Genomic DNA, 16,438 nt, shown 5'->3' on the forward strand with positions numbered 1-16,438 from the left:
AAAATCATCAGTATGACATATAATCTTTCGCCACACTCTTTTCATATTCCCGTAATGGGTTTGGCTTTTACTATTGACAGCCCAATCAAAGTTGCTGCTTACGGGATCAATTCGGCTATTTCTATCATTGAAGACAACCTGATAGAAATGATGAGGAAACACTACTACCAACAAAATGAGGAAGAATATATTCCCATTGAAAAACATGAGCCCAATTACAGGGTGCGCCGGATTACAGATTACCTGAACCTTGTTCAAAAGAATGTCCATCAAAAACTGGAGGATCTAAAAAGTTCGGCATTTGAAACCGGTTCGGAAATTGTAAAATATTTCGAAATGTTGCCGGATGAAAGCAGACTCAAGGAAAAATATTATCAGTTCCTGCAGGCTCATGGAGAAGCCAAGGCAGAGCTGGAAAGTTTTCTGCGGAAGCATGTGCACCCTGGAGCCATAGAGGTGAACATCATGACCAAAGTCGACAAGAATAACAAAGACAAGGCAGGGGAAATAATTCCTGATGGGTCTGATGCGCTTGGAGCTTTAAAAGCCTATGCGGAAAGTGATCTTGATAATTCGGCTGTTATTTTTTCTGCCGGAATGAATCCGAGGTTATATAACTACCTGGAAAACTTCAGGGATTTTGACGCTACCGCCTGGGGAGAATTTAAAAAGAAGGTGATCATCAAAGTAAGTGATTACAGATCTGCTCTTATCCAGGGAAAATATCTTGCCAAAAAAGGCATCTGGGTGAGTGAATTCAGGATAGAATCAGGTCTCAATTGCGGCGGACATGCGTTTGCTACTCAGGGTTTATTGCTGGGACCAATCCTGGAAGAATTCAGGATTAAGAAAGAGGAGTTAAGAAAAGAGCTGTTCAGCCTTTACAATCCGGCAATTATTGCAAGGGGAGAAAAAGGTTTTGATGAACCACACCCTGTGAATATCACTGTGCAGGGCGGCATAGGAAATGCCGAAGAACAGCAGTTGCTCATGGGATACTACAATGTTTCCGGTACCGGCTGGGGAACGCCTTTTCTTCTATGTCCGGAGGCGACTACGGTAGACGCAAAAACCCTCGAGCTGCTTAGCAAAAGTGAAGAAAAGGACGTGGTGCTTAGTAAAGCCTCTCCGCTGGGAGTACGGTTCAACTATTTAAAAAACACTACGGCCGATGAGGAACGACAGCAACGTATAAAAAAGGGAAAACCCGGAAGCCCCTGTACTGAGAAGTACCTGATTTCAAATACAGAATTCACAAAAGAACCTATTTGTACAGCATCAAGAAAGTACCAGAAACTGAAGCTTGAACAATTGGAAAAGGCCGATTTGCCCAAGGCTGAATATGATTTGCAGGTCGATGATCTCCTTAGCAAAGAGTGTCTTTGTATAGGACTTAGTAATTCTGCCTCCTTAAATTATAATGTTCCGGTGGTGGAAAAACTGGATGCAGTAACTATCTGTCCGGGACCAAACATCGTCAACTTTAGTAAGGTAGCCAGTCTGCAGGAGATGACAGACCATATTTACGGTCGCGGAGAACTCCCGCAAAAATCCGGAAGACCTCATATGTTTGTCAGGGAAATGGAGTTGTACGTGGATTATATTAAAGAAGAGATCAGAAATACTTTTAATCCGGCTCCGAGGGATATCAAAGGTTGGATGTCCTTTTGTGACAATCTGCTGGAAGGGGTTTCGCATTACAAAGTTCTTCTGGAGAAGGAACTGGTAAAAAAGAAAGATGCTTTTGAACAGGGACTTACAAAGATGGAACAGACAGTGATGCAGGTTAAATCGAGCCTGGCCAACAGGTAAAAAAAATACGCCTCAAAAATGACATTTTTGAGGCGTTATTTTTTTGTTCAAAGTTCAAGGTACAAAGTTCCAGGTTTCAGTTTTCAGGTTAAAGGGATGATCAATGAACACTGAACCCTTACTGCCTACTAATCACTATCATATGACTAAACAAATAATCTGATGGATATGTGTCGCCCTTACAGGGCTCTTGTCAGGTGGTTCTTTAAACCCGGGGTTAAAACCCCGGGCTATTAATATTGCGCCCCGCTGGGGCTTTTTTTGCTGTCCGCACAAAATCTTCTACAGTCATATTCCGCAGTAATCCTGCTGTTTTAGCGGGGGAGGTACAGACCACTGACCACTGATCGCTAAACCCTTGCTGCCTACTAATCACTGCGCACTGCAAACTTTTTTCTGACCACTGACCACTGATCACTAATCAAGCGGAGGCGGAGCATCCTTGTAATCGGGCACATCTACAGCGGTGTTTTTTAAGGCTGCGATCATTTCGGGGGCGGTATTGACTACTTTCCTGATCTTTCCTGAAGGCTCCACAATAATATGGGTGGGATAAATGGTGAAGCCGAGGGTATCTTCAATAAATGCTTTCTGATTAGCGATTACGGGATATTTAAATTCTCTTGTGGAAAGGAAAGTCTCAAGTTCTTCTTTTGGATCAAGGGAAAGGCTTAAAAAAAGCACATCATCCCTGTTCTCATATTCCTCCACCAGCCGGTTGAGTTGAGGCATTTCTTCAATACAGGGCTTACACCTTATGAACCAGGTCTTAACTGCCAGAGTTTTGCCTTTTGCCAGTTCTTTGGAAACTTTTCTTCCCTGAAGATCTGTAAATTCAAAATCCGGGAATTCCTTTCCTTCCATCATAAAATGTTTATAATAGGGATAGGTGTCGGCCATGATCGTATAACTGATATCGTCATCACTGTCTTCCTGAAGTCTGAAAAGCTTATACTTATTTTCTGATGCGTTGGATTTGAGCTTTAGAGCTATATAGTCCCCTGTTAAAAGGGCTTCAAAAAAGGCCTTTTTGGAGAGGGTATCTCCTTCTTCTCCCCGTGCAGTAAATTCAGATGAGAGATCGATGTTCGTTTTATGATACCGCCACCATTTAGCCTGGTCGGAATGTATGTTAGAGAACGTAAGCTCTGTTTCAGATATCTTTTCGTTTTCCCCACAGGAAAGCACAAAAAGGGAAAAGAGGAATAGGAGTGATGAGTGTAAAAAAGGTTTCAAACTTCAGCTGATTAAAATTGTTGCTAAAGATAGGTAATCTGCAAAAAATAAATGTTGTGGCTGCTGCTTCTGTTGTACGAGAAAGCTTCCGAAGTAATGAAGACGCGAGAATCTTCCGCAGGAGTGATCTCCATGTTTTACCGGAGAGAATTTCTTGCTGAAAATAGAATCCTGAAATCCTTTGAATTATTTTAAATTTACATCCAAAAAAGTAAAATAATGCTTGAGAAAGAACTGAAAGAAGCGTATCACTTCATTTTTGAAGAGGAATTATTGCAGGAAATTGTGAAATTCGGAAAATTGAGAGAGGTAAGCGCCGGAGAAAAGATCATCGAAATCGGGGAATATGTGAAGAGCATGCCTCTGTTGCTCGAAGGGGCGATAAAAATCCTTCGCGAAGATAAAGATGGGGATGAATTGCTGTTGTATTTTCTTGAGCGGGGGGATACCTGTGCTATGACACTTTCCTGTTGCCTGGGCCAAACGAGAAGCGAAATCAGGGCCATAGCAGAAAAAGATACGACGCTCATCATGATTCCCATAGAAAAAATGGAGGAGTGGACATCACGGTTCAAGTCCTGGCGCAACTTCGTTTTTGAAAGCTATCACACCCGACTTTCAGAAATGCTGGAAACGATTGATACAATTGCGTTTTTACATATGGATGAGAGAATTATGCGCTACCTGCAGGACAAAGCGAAGATCAACAGGAATGAGCAGGTACAGGTGACTCATCAGGAAATCGCGTATGATCTTCATACTTCGAGGGTAGTAGTTTCCCGTTTGGTTAAAAAGCTGGAGATGGAGGGAAAGATCGAATTGCAACGAAACAGTATAAAGGTTCTGAATCTTTAATAGCTCTAAATTTTTACGGTACAGCAAAGTGCAAAAACCGGATTTTACTGCTGAATTCAACGCATTATGGAAATCACTGAATTTCTCGGGTACCTTGGAGCACTTTTTATAGGAGTGGTTCTTGGGCTTATTGGGGGAGGTGGTTCAATTCTTACGGTACCTGTTCTGGTTTATTTACTTTCCATAAATCCTGTAACAGCAACGGCCTATTCGCTGTTTGTTGTTGGTACTTCCTCACTTATAGGTTCTATTAAGAATTTTCAGAAAAAAAGAGTAGATATTCGTACAGCCGTGGTGTTTTCAATTCCGGCATTTATTGCGGTTTATCTTACCAGGAAATTTCTTGTTCCGGCAATTCCCGAAACAATTATGAGCATTGGGGATATCATTATTACCAAAGACATTGGGATCATGCTGTTCTTCGCTTTTATCATGATATTGGCTTCGGTTTCCATGATCCTGGAACCGGCAGAAAAGGATGCACAGCCCAAAAAAGTAAAATACAATTATCTCTTTATAATTCTTGAAGGAGGTATAGTTGGAGTTCTAACAGGAATTGTAGGAGCCGGTGGAGGATTTCTTATTATACCGGCGCTGGTGCTAATGGCTAAACTACCAATGAAACGAGCCGTAGCGACCTCTCTGGTGATCATAGCAGTAAAATCTCTTATAGGATTTATAGGAGATGTACAGAACATGGAAATTGACTGGGCTTTTCTTCTTATCTTCACCCTTATCTCTGTAGCGGGCATTTTTCTGGGAATCTATCTTAACCGTTTCCTTGACGGGAAGAAACTCAAGAAAGGCTTCGGATGGTTTGTGTTGCTTATGGGAATTTATATCTTTTGGAAAGAAATTTTCTAATCATTGGTCACTGGACCAGAGAATACAGATCTGGTTAATTCTAAACGGTTGTTTAATTAAGAATTATGGCTGTTCCTCAAAAGGACAAAATTTTTGTCGGGCTTCAGTTCCTGTTGTTTTTTACCTGGTTTTTGGAGGTTGAAAACTGGAAGTTTGAATTATCTGACAACCTACAATCACTGGCATTGATCACTGCGGGAATTGGACTGATACTCATTTTGGCGGCATTTCTGCAACTTAATACTAAACTTTCTCCCTTTCCTAGTCCTAAAAAGGGAGCCAAACTTATAACGGGAGGTGTATTTGCATTTGCCCGTCATCCCATTTATTCAGGTATTTTATTTGGGGCGTTCGGCATTTCTTTCTGGCTGGGTTCAGGATATAAGCTATTGATAAGTTTAATGCTATATATACTTTTATACTTCAAGAGCAGGTATGAAGAGCAGAGGCTTACAGAGGTTTTTCCGGAATATCCATTATACAGGAAGAATACAGGCAGATTTTTTCCTAAATTTAGTGGAAGAATCTAAAAATCCATGATGAAGAGGTTAGGAAAATATCCCGAAGGTGAACGGCTGCAGAGAATTAAAAATTCTCCTCATCACCGGGATGGAAGTTTCAGGAATGTGGAGAAAACTTCAGTAAATCCTAACGATGTTTCTATTTTAAGGATACTCAAAAAGATAATTTTCAGGCCCTCTTCTGTAAGACCATCAGCAGAGATCCCCAATGAAAAGACAGATCTTTATAAGCTTGATGAAAAGAATATACAAGTGGTGTGGTTTGGCCATTCATCATATTATATTCAGGTTGAAAATTACCGGATCCTTGTAGATCCTGTTTTTAGTGGTAACGCTTCTCCTTTCAGGTTCTTTGGGAAAGCTTTTGACGGGGCCGATCATTATTGTGCAGAAGATTTTCCGCCCATAGATCTACTCATTCTTACTCATGACCATTATGATCATCTCGATTACCAGAGTATTAAAAAACTGGAGAAAAAAGTCTCAGGTATTGTTACTTCACTGGGAGTGGGCGCGCACCTGGAAACCTGGGGTGTCAAAAATGACAAAATAACTGAACTTGATTGGTGGGAAGATCATCAGGTGAATACAAAAACCAAAATCACAGCCACTCCTTCCCGACATTTTTCAGGACGTAGCATCAAAAGATTTCAAACCCTCTGGTCTTCCTTTGTGCTTGAGATAAATGAATTGAAGATCTTTATTGGAGGAGATTCGGGCTATGACAAAACCTTCAGGAAAATTGGTGATAAGTATGGACGTTTTGATCTCGCATTTCTCGAATGTGGACAATACGGGAAATACTGGCCCCAGATCCATATGTTTCCGGAGCAAACGGTACAGGCAGCAGTTGATCTTGGGGCTAAAAAAGTGATCCCTTTGCATTGGGGAAAATTTGTTTTATCATACCATCCATGGAATGAACCTGTTCAAAGATTTATTACAGCAGCGAGAGCAGCGGGTGTGAATTACCTTGTGCCAAAGATCGGCGAAGCTGTAAATATGAAAGAGGAATACAATCAGGAGTCATGGTGGCTTTTTGAAAATAAAATAGAGATATATGAACGAGAATCAGCAACACTGGGATAAAGTATATTCCGAAAAACCACCCACAGAAGTCAGTTGGTATGAACCTATGCCCGAGATCTCTTTGAACCTGATAGATGAGTGTAAGCCTGCAAAAGATGCATCTATTATAGACATAGGAGGAGGGGATAGCTTTTTGGCAGAGTTTCTCGTTTCAAAAGGTTATGAGGATGTGACTGTGGTGGATATTTCACAAAATGCCATCGAAAGGGCCAAAGAACGAATGTGTGAAAAAGCCGACCAGGTGACCTGGATCGTGGCCGATGCTGCAGAATTTAAGCCTGATAAAAAATTTGACCTTTGGCATGACAGGGCTGCTTTCCACTTTTTGACAGATAAAGTGCAACAGGAGAATTACTTAAACACTTTATTTGAAGCAGTAAAACCGGGGGGATTTGTGATCATGAGTACATTTTCTGATAAAGGTCCTGAAACCTGTAGCGGACTCAAAGTGCAGCGGTATTCTGTAGGAGAAATGCAAAAATTATTTGAGGAGGAATTTAATGTGCTAAGTGGAAAGACTGTAGACCACACAACTCCTTCGGGAGACACTCAAAATTTTACAGTATGTAGTTTTCAACGAAAAGAATAATAAAAAATTAGAGATGAAAGATTTTTGGGACGAAAGATACAGTAATGAAGAATATGTATATGGAGAGGTGCCTAATGAGTATTTTCACTCGAGATTTACTCAATTTGATCCGGGAGAAATATTATTTGCTGCGGAAGGAGAGGGTAGAAATGCTGTTTTTGCTGCCAAGTGTGACTGGAAAGTAACTGCCTTTGACATAAGTACAGAGGCGAAAAAGAAAGCCGAAAAACTTGCGCAAAAGCATGAAGTAGAGCTGGATTACCGGATAGGGGAATTGCCGGATCTTGGATTTGAAGAAAATGAATTTGATGCAGTAGCAATGATCTATGCGCACTTTCCGCCCGACATCCGCAGTCGGTATCACGAACTTCTTATTTCTTACCTGCGTAGAGATGGGCTAATCATTTTTGAAGGCTTCAGTAAAAAACATAAGGTCTATCAGGAAAAGAACCCTGAAGTTGGTGGTCCCAAAGATGATGCTCTTTTATATTCTATGGAGGAGATAAAAAAAGATTTCGGAGAACTTAATTTTTTGGAACTATATGAGGCAGAAGTAGAGTTGAAAGAAGGCAGATTTCATGATGGGCTGGGAGCTGTGATAAGATTTGTGGCTCAGAAGAGGTAACAATAGGAAAATTAAACAGGTTTACCACTGATGATTTCCTGAAGTAACTGAAGTTACTGTAAAACCAGTAAAAAAAGATATTTTTACTGTTTGTTAATCACAAGATCACTCCAAACAAACTAAATAATTCGAATATGAAAATAAAACAATTTAAAGACAGTCCCCTTGCACATTATTCCTATGCCGTGGTAAGTGAAGGTAAGATGGCTTTGATTGATCCAGGTAGAAATCCCTTACAGTATTACAAATATGCAGAGGAAGAGGAAGCCAAAATAGTAGCAGTTTTTGAAACTCATCCCCATGCGGACTTTGTGAGCAGTCACTCCCAGGTGAGAGAGCAAACAGGTGCGACTATTTATGTGAGTAAATTACTTGGAGCAGATTACGAACACAAGGCATTTGATGAAGGTGATTCGGTAAAAATGGGAAATGTCACTTTTAAAGCTCTTAATACTCCGGGACATTCTCCTGACAGTATAACGATAGTTGCACAGGACGGCCATAGAACAGCACTCTTTACGGGAGACACATTATTCATTGGAGATGTAGGCAGACCGGATCTCAGAGAAAAAGTTGGAAATATGACTGCAAAGAGGGTGGAACTCGCTAAGGCGATGTATCATACAATGCAGAATAAATACCATGGTCTTCCCGATGATGCAATCGTGTACCCCGCACATGGAGCGGGATCTCTCTGCGGAAAAAATATGAGCACAGATTCTTCCAGTACCCTTGGTTATGAGAAAAAATATAACTGGGCCTTTCAGGAGCAGACAGAAGAAAAATTTGTAGACACCATCTTAAAAGATCAACCCTTTATTCCACATTACTTCGGATTTAATGTGGATGTCAACAAAACAGGAGCAGATAATGTGCAGCAAACAAAAGCAGCTGTAAAGCTTCAGCTGTTGGCAGATAAAGTGGAGGCGGGAATAACTGTAATAGATGTTCGTGACGAAGACAAATACAAAGAAAATCACCTGCCAAACAGTATTAATATTATGGCCAGGAATGAAGACGATAAATATGAAACCTGGTTGGGAGCCATTGTGAAGCCTAAAGAGCCGTTTTACCTCGTTGTCGAAAGCGTGAAACAGGTTGGGGACATTCTGGAAAGAACTGCCAAGATTGGTTATGAAAAGCAATTGAGAGGGATATTAACTCTTTCGCAAGAAGCACATCAAAGTTCAGAGGAATTCAACCTGCACGATTTTAAGGAGCACAGGGAGAACTACACCATTGTGGATATCAGGAATCAGAGTGAAGTGGCCGAAGGCAAGATATTTGAATCTGCTCTTACCATTCCTCTTAATGAATTGAGGGGAAGGGCCAATGAAGTTCCGGCAGATAAACCTATAGTGGTGCACTGTGCCGGTGGTTACAGGTCTACTGCAGGTGCCAGTATTCTGGAGAATTTTTTCCACAAGACAGATGTTTTTGATTTAAGTGATGATATCAAAAAGTTTAATTAGATCAAAACAATGAGGTTTAATACCACAATTCCTAAGCGATTGAGATATTATTTCCTGCGGGAGCTGGTGCAATATAGAGTTGCATTTAAAGAAGGAGACCTTTTACATGCCTGGTATCATCTTGAACGAGCCCATATCATAGGACAGTCTTATCCATGGGAACATACCTATGCTCATTGGCTTATGTTGAAGTTCGGGATCGCTATAAAAGACACCAGAGAGGTCCTGGGACAATTGCCGCGTTTGCTTGTTGGTGGAGTGAAATCCTTTGTCGGGAAAATACCATTAGGTAATCCCGGAGGGGCAAATGTTCCTCCTTTGAAAGTCATGCCTCTACCCGCAGATATTCAGGCTTTGTTTAGGAATTTATAGCCTGCTGAAAAGAAATTAAAAAGCTGTCTCTCCAGACAGCTTTTTTTATGGAATTATTTAACGATATCCTGTTTATTAAAATTTTATGAAATTAAGCGCATAATAATTTTTTATATTTACAAAAAAGCGAAGAAAAACTGCATTTATGGCCGAAAAATATAAAGTTACGGTGAATGGGGAAATGAACTTTGAATTTACTAAAGATCAAATCTCTGAAGCCGATATTCAAAGAATCTCTTCCCAAAATTTTCATGTGCTACAGGATTCCCGTTCCTTCACTACAGAATTAATAGAAACAGATTTTCTGAATAAGACCTATAAGGTTAAGGTGAATTCTGCTTCTTATGAAGTTAAGATCTCAAATGAGCTGGATCTTTTGATCGAAGCTATGGGATTAAACCTTACTGCCGCGCAGGTTATTAATGATATCAAGGCACCTATGCCCGGGCTCATTCTGGATGTGCAGGTAAAAGAGGGCCAGGAAGTGAAAGAGGGGGATTATTTACTTGTTCTGGAAGCTATGAAAATGGAGAATACTTTAACTGCTCCCCGTGATGGCATTGTCAAGTCTGTAAGTGTCAATAAAGGTCAAACGGTTGACAAGAATCAGCTGCTTATAGAAATGGAATAGAACCACAAATTCCAATAATTCAAGCACCAAATTCCAATTTAAAAAATTGAAATGAAAAAAATATTAGTTGCCAACAGGGGAGAGATTGCTTTAAGGGTGATGAAGACGGCCCGTAAAATGGGAATAAAAACAGTTGCCGTTTTCTCAACGGTCGATCGCAATGCACCTCATGTGAAATATGCCGATGAAGCTGTTTGCGTGGGAGAAGCTCCTTCCAATAAATCTTATTTGCTTGGCGATAAAATTATAGAATTAGCAAAGAGTCTGAACGTAGACGGTATTCATCCCGGCTACGGATTCCTGAGTGAAAATGCTGAATTTGCTGAAAAGGTCGAACAAAACAACATTACCTGGATTGGTCCGGGCTCAAAAGCCATCAGGATCATGGGGAGCAAACTTGCTGCAAAAGACGCGGTAAAGGATTATGATATTCCTATGGTGCCGGGTATAGATGAAGCAATTACCGATCCCGAAAGAGCAAAAAGAATTGCTGCCGAAATTGGATTTCCAATCCTTATCAAAGCATCTGCCGGGGGTGGAGGAAAAGGAATGAGGATAGTAGAACAGGAAAAAGACCTGGAGGACCAGATGAAACGTGCTATAAGTGAGGCAGAATCTGCCTTTGGAGATGGTTCAGTCTTTATAGAAAAGTATATTGGAAGTCCGCGTCACATTGAGATCCAGGTATTGTCTGATACCTGGGGGAATTATCTGCACCTGTTTGAGCGCGAGTGCAGCATTCAGAGGCGCCACCAGAAGGTCGTGGAAGAAGCCCCCTCTGTGGTACTCAATGAGGAGTTACGGCAAAAAATGGGAGAGGCTGCGGTAAAAGTGGCAAAAGCCTGTGATTATGTTGGTGCAGGGACTGTGGAGTTTCTACTGGATGAGAACAAAAACTTTTATTTTCTGGAAATGAATACCCGCCTGCAGGTGGAACACCCGGTAACAGAATTAATTACCGGAATTGATCTTGTGGAACAACAAATTAGGGTAGCAAGAGGAGAAGTTTTAAAATTCTCGCAGCAGGATCTTAAGATATCGGGACATGCGGTGGAGCTAAGGGTCTACGCCGAAGATCCGCTGGAAGATTTCATGCCCAGCGTTGGCACCCTTGAGAAGTATCGGGGGCCTTCGGGAGAAGGCGTAAGGCTGGACGATGGTTTTGAAGAGGGAATGGAAGTTCCAATCTATTACGACCCCATGCTTGCGAAGTTGATCACCTACGGAAAGAGCAGGGAAGAAGCCATTCAGCGTATGCTGCAGGCCATTAAGGATTACGAGGTGAAGGGGGTTAGTACAACGCTTCCCTTCGGAAAATTCGTTTTTGAGCATGAAGCCTTCAGAAGCGGAAATTTTGATACCCATTTCGTTAAAAAATATTATTCGGCAGAAAAGCTGCAGTCTCAGACTGAAGAGGAAGCCCGCCTGGCAGCGATCATTGCGATCCGCCAATACCTGGAAGATCGCGAGCAGTTGAGATTACCTAATAATTAAACTTCGGAAGCAGAAAATATATGAGTCAGAATACCGAAAAGTTAAAAGAAAAAATGGCCGAAGCCCTTAAGGGTGGTGGTGAAAAAAGAATTGCCAAACAACACGGGCAGAAAAAACTCACTGCCCGGGAACGGGTGGAATACCTGCTGGACGAAGGCTCCTTTGAAGAAATAGGAATTCTGGTCACCCATCGTACCACCGACTTCGGAATGGAAAATCAGCAGTATTACGGGGATGGCGTGGTGACAGGATATGGTACTATCAATGGAAGGTTGGTGTATGTATTTGCACAGGATTTTACTGTTTTTGGAGGATCTCTTTCCGAAACACATGCCGAGAAGATCTGTAAGGTCATGGATCACGCAATGAAGGTAGGAGCGCCTATTATTGGCCTGAATGATTCGGGTGGAGCAAGGATACAGGAAGGAGTTCGTTCTTTAGGAGGTTATGCCGATATTTTCTACCGCAATGTGCAGGCTTCGGGAGTAATTCCGCAGATCTCTGCCATCATGGGTCCCTGCGCCGGAGGAGCGGTTTATTCACCCGCGATGACCGATTTTACGCTGATGGTGCAGGAAACCAGCTATATGTTCGTAACGGGTCCTAACGTAGTTAAAACGGTGACCAATGAGGAGGTAACTTCCGAAGAGCTTGGAGGGGCCAGTACACATTCGACGAAAAGTGGCGTTACGCATGTGACTTCTGCAAACGACATTAGTTGCCTCGAAGACATAAAAAAGCTGCTGAGTTATCTGCCACAGAACAATAAAGATACAGCCCACAGGCTGGACTACAAGCTGGGAGATGAGCTGCGGGAAGAACTGGAAAATATAGTGCCCGATAGTTCTCACAAGCCTTACGATATGCATGAGGTGATCAAAGGAATTATAGACAAGGATTCCTTTTTTGAGATCCATAAGAATTATGCAGACAATATTATTGTCGGATTTGCCAGAATGGGGGGCAGGAGTATAGGAATTGTAGCCAATCAGCCTATGAGCCTTGCGGGGGTGCTGGATGTGAATTCCTCCCGCAAAGCCGCACGCTTTACACGTTTCTGTGATTGTTTTAATATTCCGCTGCTCGTTTTAGTGGATGTGCCCGGATTTCTTCCCGGGACAGACCAGGAATGGAACGGGATAATTCTGCATGGTGCCAAACTCCTCTACGCCCTTAGTGAAGCCACAGTGCCACGAGTGACGTTGATCACGCGTAAAGCATATGGAGGTGCTTATGATGTGATGAATTCAAAACATATTGGTGCCGACCTAAATTATGCATGGCCTACTGCAGAAATTGCTGTAATGGGTGCAAAAGGAGCCAGCGAGATCATCTTCAGGAAAGAAATTAAGGCAGCCGAAGATCCCGAACTGAAACTCTCTGAAAAGGAAAAGGAATATGCTGAAAAATTTGCAAATCCTTTTAAAGCAGCTCAACGCGGATTTATCGATGAGGTGATCATGCCAAAGGACACGCGAAGAAAACTACTGAAGGCCTTTGGTATGCTCGAGAACAAAGAGGTACTGCGCATTGACCGGAAACATGGAAACATACCACTCTAAGGTCTAAGGTTTAAGGAATAAGGTTTAATGTTTAAAGTTAATTGTGCCAGGTTTCAGGTTTTATGTTCGTGAGTTCCGGGTTATGAGTTCGGGGTTTTAATCTCAATTCTCACGCCTAACGTCTCACTTCTAATGTCTCACGTCTCCTATTTAAATTATCATGTCTAAATTCAGAAAAATCGTCTGTGTCGATTATACAAAGCTGGAGCCCTGGGCGCTGGAGGAGCTGCAGGCCTATAGTGAAGAAAGAATAGATGTTTATGACGATCATCCCTCTTCAAAAGAGGAGATTTTAAGAAGAATTGGAGATGCCGATGCGGTGCTGGTTTCCTGGAAAACCAAAATTTCTGAAGAGATAATTGAGCAGTGCTCCAATTTAGGTTATATCGGAATGGCTTGTAGTTTATATGATGATGCCTCTGCTAATGTGGCGGTAAATTTTGCACGCAGCAGGGGAATCGCCGTAACCGGGATCAAAGATTACGGTGATCCCGGGGTGGCCGAATTCATTACTTCTGAACTCATAAGATTATTTCATGGTTTAGGAGATCACCGGTGGCGGGAAATGCCGGTGGAAATGACCAACAGGAAAATTGGAATCATTGGCCTGGGTAACACAGGGAAATTGGTTGCGAAATGCCTGCAGCCCTTTGGTCCTGATCTTTTTTACTACAGCCGTACCAGGAAAAAGGAACTTGAAAGCAATATTTCTTATCTACCCTTAGATGAGCTATTGCAGACGGTGGATGTGATCACCATTCACCTTCCGCGGAACACGCTGCTTTTAAAGGCACCCCAATTTGACCTTTTTGGAACCGGTAAAATTCTGATCAATACCTCTCTTGGTCTCCCGTTTGAGGAGGAAGCTTTTGCCGAATGGATAAAAAGGGAAGGCAATTTTGCCATTTTTGACGGGGATGGAAAGAAAGAACTTTCGGCTAAAACTGAAAATCTACCCCGGGTGATCACTGCGACAAAAAGTGCCGGCTGGGCTAAAGAAACTCAGCAAAGACTTTCAGAAAAGGTTCTGGAAAATTTAAAAGATTTCCTTGGCTGATACGTATATTATTTTTCCTGATTGTCTCCCAAAAATAATTCAACTTAAACCCATTATCTTCGTCCAAAATTCTTTAGATGAATATCTTACTTGAACCCTGGCCCTGGTATGTTTCGGGTCCTTTGATAGCTTTGGTGATGTTTTTGCTCATTTTCATGGGTAAGAAATTTGGTATGTCTTCTAATCTGGAAAGCATGTGCAGTATGTGTGGAGCCGGGAAAAGAGCCGATTACTTTAATTTTGACTGGAGAGCAAAGCGTTGGAACCTCATAGTAATGCTTGGAGCGGCCATTGGTGGATTTGTTGCAGCTCATTTTTTGTCGGTAGGGGCAGCGCCGGTGGATATTTCTGCAGAAACTGTAAAAAGTCTGGAGAGTCTCGGGTTTCAAAGTGCGGGAGAGGCATATTTACCAGATAGACTGTTTGCAGTAGAAGCGCTTACAGAGCCTAAAACTCTGATTATTCTCTTAGGGGGCGGCCTGCTTATAGGGTTTGGAGCAAGATATGCAGCGGGTTGTACCTCGGGACACGCTATCTCGGGATTAAGTAATTTGCAGCTCCCATCCCTGATTGCTGTTATTGGTTTCTTTATTGGAGGATTGATTATGATCCATTTATTATTCCCTTTAATATTTTGATATGAAAAGAACACTTGCTTATTTATTTATTGGAATATTCTTCGGGATTGTCATGTATAAGTCCGAAGCCGCTTCCTGGTTTCGTATTTATGAGATGTTCAGGTTCGAATCTTTTCATATGTACGGAATAATGGGATCTGCTCTGTTATTAGGTGTTACAGGTGTACAGCTGATTAAAAGGAAGAGAATACGATCTTTTTCAGGAGAACCAATAAAAATAGCCTCTAAAGACAGAGGCTTTAAAAATTACCTTTTTGGAGGTATTATTTTTGGACTTGGCTGGGCTTTGGCGGGGGCATGTCCCGGGCCTATATATACTTTAATAGGCGCGGGATATGTTTCGATTATCATTGTATTGGCGGGAGCATTACTGGGAGCATTTCTATATGGGCTGTTTAAAAGAAAATTACCCCATTAAAAGTTGACTATACAGTCTGTAGAAAATCCTCGGCCCTCAATCGATAATTCATAGATCATTCCTTCTCTCCATTTATTTCCTTCAAGTTTTTGATGCTGAAGTTTCTTTTCGAGGAGTTCACTGATCTTTCTGTCAGTCGAAGCTACATTGACAAATTGCATGGTCTTATCTTCAGAAACAGAAAAGAATAGGGTTATGGTTTCTCCTTCCTGAATTGTGCTTTTCGATTTCCGGAGTAAATTCTCAATTTCTTCAGAAAGAGACTTCAGATCAAAAATCTTATCCGGGTTTTTTTCCGCATAGGTTGTTGTGCTTAAGGACAGAATAAGGGCTACTAATAAAAATTTAAGAGTTTTCATGATTTCAATTCTTTAAGTTAATAATCAATTCTTTGAGGGAGTTATCTTAAAGACTATCTGAAAATGAATCTGTTACATCGGAAATAAAAAAATGCTGTAAATCTTTTCCTGTTAAAGAAGAGCTGTCAAAAATACTATTTTAGAGAGGGGATTTTTTGGAAGAAAGGTAAAAAGAAGGGAGGGAGATATGATATTTTACAACTATAAGGCGTATAATAATTACTGTTAGTGACGTGCCCACATATATGATATCCTGGTTTACTCCAATTTCATGGAGTATGATAAAAGCAAGTCCTCCGGTAATGGAGGCAGTTGCGTAAATTTCTTTTCTAAAGATAACAGGGATCTCATTACATAAGATATCCCTTATCACTCCCCCAAAAGTTCCGGTCATCGCACCAAGGGTGATGGATATTATAGGATTTAGATCATTTTGAATTCCCATTTCAACCCCTGTAATGGTGAAAACTCCTAAACCTATAGTATCAAACAGGAAGAGGGATTTTTTAAGATGATTAAGTTTTCTTCTAAAAATTATGGCAAATATGGTCACTACTCCAATGAGATAGATGTATATAATATTTTCCATCCAGGTGACCGGGGTATTGCCTATTAACATGTCGCGAACCGTTCCGCCACCAATAGCCGTTACAAAAGCAATGATAAAAATCCCGAAAAGATCCAGTCGCCTGTTCATTGCTGCCAGTGCTCCCGAAATGGCAAAAGCAACAGTCCCTAAAAGATCCAGGATATTGAAAAGAGACAGTTCAATCATTCAGCAAAGGTAAAATAATAGCAGTAGCTTGTAAAGGAGTGTCAAATATAGTTGCCTTATGTCCACATA

The 16,438-nt window shown here is 41.4% G+C and carries 18 protein-coding genes; 15 read left to right on the plus strand and 3 right to left on the minus strand.

Going from position 1 to position 16,438, the window contains the following annotated elements; genetic code table 11:
• Window positions 1–12: 12 nt before the first annotated feature.
• Window positions 13–1,812, plus strand: coding sequence for a nitronate monooxygenase family protein (locus G564_RS0109120; protein ID WP_037373772.1), 1,800 nt, complete (start codon window positions 13–15; stop codon window positions 1,810–1,812).
• A gap of 417 nt (window positions 1,813–2,229) precedes the next feature.
• On the opposite strand, the gene G564_RS18960 is transcribed toward G564_RS0109120, so the two are convergent.
• Window positions 2,230–3,048 (minus strand): TlpA family protein disulfide reductase, encoded by an 819-nt coding sequence (locus G564_RS18960; RefSeq protein ID WP_051205375.1) that lies wholly within the window; start codon window positions 3,046–3,048, stop codon window positions 2,230–2,232.
• Window positions 3,049–3,267: 219 nt separating this feature from the next.
• On the opposite strand from G564_RS18960, the gene G564_RS0109135 reads away from it, so the two are divergent.
• The 14 genes from G564_RS0109135 to G564_RS0109200 all read left to right on the plus strand — a co-directional run bounded on the left by G564_RS0109135 (window position 3,268) and on the right by G564_RS0109200 (window position 15,235).
• Window positions 3,268–3,903, plus strand: a complete 636-nt coding sequence (locus tag G564_RS0109135) for a Crp/Fnr family transcriptional regulator (RefSeq protein WP_029037397.1) — start codon at window positions 3,268–3,270, stop codon at window positions 3,901–3,903.
• A gap of 66 nt (window positions 3,904–3,969) precedes the next feature.
• Entirely contained in the window at window positions 3,970–4,767 is a 798-nt protein-coding gene (locus G564_RS0109140; protein WP_029037398.1) for a sulfite exporter TauE/SafE family protein, read from the plus strand.
• 65 nt (window positions 4,768–4,832) lie between these two features.
• A complete protein-coding gene (locus G564_RS0109145; protein ID WP_037373773.1) occupies window positions 4,833–5,297 on the plus strand; it encodes a methyltransferase family protein in 465 nt (154 codons plus the stop codon).
• Window positions 5,298–5,303: 6 nt separating this feature from the next.
• Window positions 5,304–6,377 carry an MBL fold metallo-hydrolase gene (locus tag G564_RS18965; protein ID WP_051205376.1) on the plus strand — a complete coding sequence of 358 codons (1,074 nt, stop codon included), beginning with the start codon at window positions 5,304–5,306 and terminating at the stop codon, window positions 6,375–6,377.
• Complete coding sequence (locus G564_RS0109155) at window positions 6,349–6,966, plus strand: class I SAM-dependent methyltransferase (RefSeq protein WP_029037400.1); 618 nt, start codon at window positions 6,349–6,351, stop codon at window positions 6,964–6,966. The genes G564_RS18965 and G564_RS0109155 overlap by 29 nt, the downstream gene beginning before the upstream one ends.
• 13 nt (window positions 6,967–6,979) lie before the next feature.
• Window positions 6,980–7,591 (plus strand): class I SAM-dependent methyltransferase, encoded by a 612-nt coding sequence (locus tag G564_RS0109160; RefSeq protein WP_029037401.1) that lies wholly within the window; start codon window positions 6,980–6,982, stop codon window positions 7,589–7,591.
• 134 nt (window positions 7,592–7,725) lie between these two features.
• The gene (locus tag G564_RS0109165; RefSeq protein ID WP_029037402.1) at window positions 7,726–9,063 is read left to right on the plus strand and encodes an MBL fold metallo-hydrolase; all 1,338 of its coding nucleotides are present in this window, start codon (window positions 7,726–7,728) and stop codon (window positions 9,061–9,063) included.
• A gap of 9 nt (window positions 9,064–9,072) precedes the next feature.
• Entirely contained in the window at window positions 9,073–9,435 is a 363-nt protein-coding gene (locus G564_RS0109170; protein WP_029037403.1) for a DUF3703 domain-containing protein, read from the plus strand.
• 145 nt (window positions 9,436–9,580) lie between these two features.
• A complete protein-coding gene (locus tag G564_RS0109175; RefSeq protein WP_029037404.1) occupies window positions 9,581–10,066 on the plus strand; it encodes a biotin/lipoyl-containing protein in 486 nt (161 codons plus the stop codon).
• 51 nt (window positions 10,067–10,117) lie between these two features.
• Complete coding sequence (gene accC, locus G564_RS0109180) at window positions 10,118–11,560, plus strand: acetyl-CoA carboxylase biotin carboxylase subunit (RefSeq protein ID WP_029037405.1); 1,443 nt, start codon at window positions 10,118–10,120, stop codon at window positions 11,558–11,560.
• A gap of 20 nt (window positions 11,561–11,580) precedes the next feature.
• Window positions 11,581–13,122: an acyl-CoA carboxylase subunit beta gene (locus tag G564_RS0109185; RefSeq protein ID WP_029037406.1), complete on the plus strand. Its 1,542-nt coding sequence runs from the start codon at window positions 11,581–11,583 to the stop codon at window positions 13,120–13,122.
• A gap of 160 nt (window positions 13,123–13,282) precedes the next feature.
• A complete protein-coding gene (locus G564_RS0109190) occupies window positions 13,283–14,179 on the plus strand; it encodes an NAD(P)-dependent oxidoreductase (RefSeq protein WP_029037407.1) in 897 nt (298 codons plus the stop codon).
• 77 nt (window positions 14,180–14,256) lie between these two features.
• Entirely contained in the window at window positions 14,257–14,817 is a 561-nt protein-coding gene (locus G564_RS0109195; RefSeq protein WP_029037408.1) for a YeeE/YedE family protein, read from the plus strand.
• Between the two features lies 1 nt (window position 14,818).
• Complete coding sequence (locus G564_RS0109200; RefSeq protein WP_029037409.1) at window positions 14,819–15,235, plus strand: DUF6691 family protein; 417 nt, start codon at window positions 14,819–14,821, stop codon at window positions 15,233–15,235.
• Here the strand turns inward: G564_RS0109200 and G564_RS0109205 are convergent.
• Together G564_RS0109205 and G564_RS0109210 are read right to left on the minus strand one after the other, a co-directional pair.
• On the minus strand, window positions 15,232–15,594 hold the full coding sequence (locus G564_RS0109205) for a hypothetical protein (protein WP_029037410.1): 363 nt from the start codon (window positions 15,592–15,594) through the stop codon (window positions 15,232–15,234). The two genes, G564_RS0109200 and G564_RS0109205, sit on opposite strands and share 4 nt — an antisense overlap.
• A 139-nt stretch (window positions 15,595–15,733) precedes the next feature.
• Window positions 15,734–16,369 carry a trimeric intracellular cation channel family protein gene (locus tag G564_RS0109210; protein WP_037373774.1) on the minus strand — a complete coding sequence of 212 codons (636 nt, stop codon included), beginning with the start codon at window positions 16,367–16,369 and terminating at the stop codon, window positions 15,734–15,736.
• Window positions 16,370–16,438: the final 69 nt, after the last annotated feature.

This window comes from Salinimicrobium xinjiangense DSM 19287 (assembly GCF_000423585.1).
GTDB classification, from domain to species: domain Bacteria; phylum Bacteroidota; class Bacteroidia; order Flavobacteriales; family Flavobacteriaceae; genus Salinimicrobium; species Salinimicrobium xinjiangense.

Bases quoted from the DNA above. Each gene is read 5' to 3' on its own strand.
- G564_RS0109160 (WP_029037401.1), top strand. From the start codon at position 6,980: ATGAAAGATTTTTGGGACGAAAGATACAGTAATGAAGAATATGTATAT.
- G564_RS0109135 (WP_029037397.1), top strand. From the start codon at position 3,268: ATGCTTGAGAAAGAACTGAAAGAAGCGTATCACTTCATTTTTGAAGAG.
- G564_RS0109140 (WP_029037398.1), top strand. From the start codon at position 3,970: ATGGAAATCACTGAATTTCTCGGGTACCTTGGAGCACTTTTTATAGGA.
- G564_RS0109145 (WP_037373773.1), top strand. From the start codon at position 4,833: ATGGCTGTTCCTCAAAAGGACAAAATTTTTGTCGGGCTTCAGTTCCTG.
- G564_RS0109210 (WP_037373774.1), bottom strand. From the start codon at position 16,369: ATGATTGAACTGTCTCTTTTCAATATCCTGGATCTTTTAGGGACTGTT.
- G564_RS0109190 (WP_029037407.1), top strand. From the start codon at position 13,283: ATGTCTAAATTCAGAAAAATCGTCTGTGTCGATTATACAAAGCTGGAG.
- G564_RS0109165 (WP_029037402.1), top strand. From the start codon at position 7,726: ATGAAAATAAAACAATTTAAAGACAGTCCCCTTGCACATTATTCCTAT.
- G564_RS0109185 (WP_029037406.1), top strand. From the start codon at position 11,581: ATGAGTCAGAATACCGAAAAGTTAAAAGAAAAAATGGCCGAAGCCCTT.
- accC (WP_029037405.1), top strand. From the start codon at position 10,118: ATGAAAAAAATATTAGTTGCCAACAGGGGAGAGATTGCTTTAAGGGTG.
- G564_RS0109170 (WP_029037403.1), top strand. From the start codon at position 9,073: ATGAGGTTTAATACCACAATTCCTAAGCGATTGAGATATTATTTCCTG.
- G564_RS0109205 (WP_029037410.1), bottom strand. From the start codon at position 15,594: ATGAAAACTCTTAAATTTTTATTAGTAGCCCTTATTCTGTCCTTAAGC.
- G564_RS0109200 (WP_029037409.1), top strand. From the start codon at position 14,819: ATGAAAAGAACACTTGCTTATTTATTTATTGGAATATTCTTCGGGATT.
- G564_RS0109195 (WP_029037408.1), top strand. From the start codon at position 14,257: ATGAATATCTTACTTGAACCCTGGCCCTGGTATGTTTCGGGTCCTTTG.
- G564_RS0109175 (WP_029037404.1), top strand. From the start codon at position 9,581: ATGGCCGAAAAATATAAAGTTACGGTGAATGGGGAAATGAACTTTGAA.
- G564_RS0109120 (WP_037373772.1), top strand. From the start codon at position 13: ATGACATATAATCTTTCGCCACACTCTTTTCATATTCCCGTAATGGGT.
- G564_RS0109155 (WP_029037400.1), top strand. From the start codon at position 6,349: ATGAACGAGAATCAGCAACACTGGGATAAAGTATATTCCGAAAAACCA.
- G564_RS18965 (WP_051205376.1), top strand. From the start codon at position 5,304: ATGATGAAGAGGTTAGGAAAATATCCCGAAGGTGAACGGCTGCAGAGA.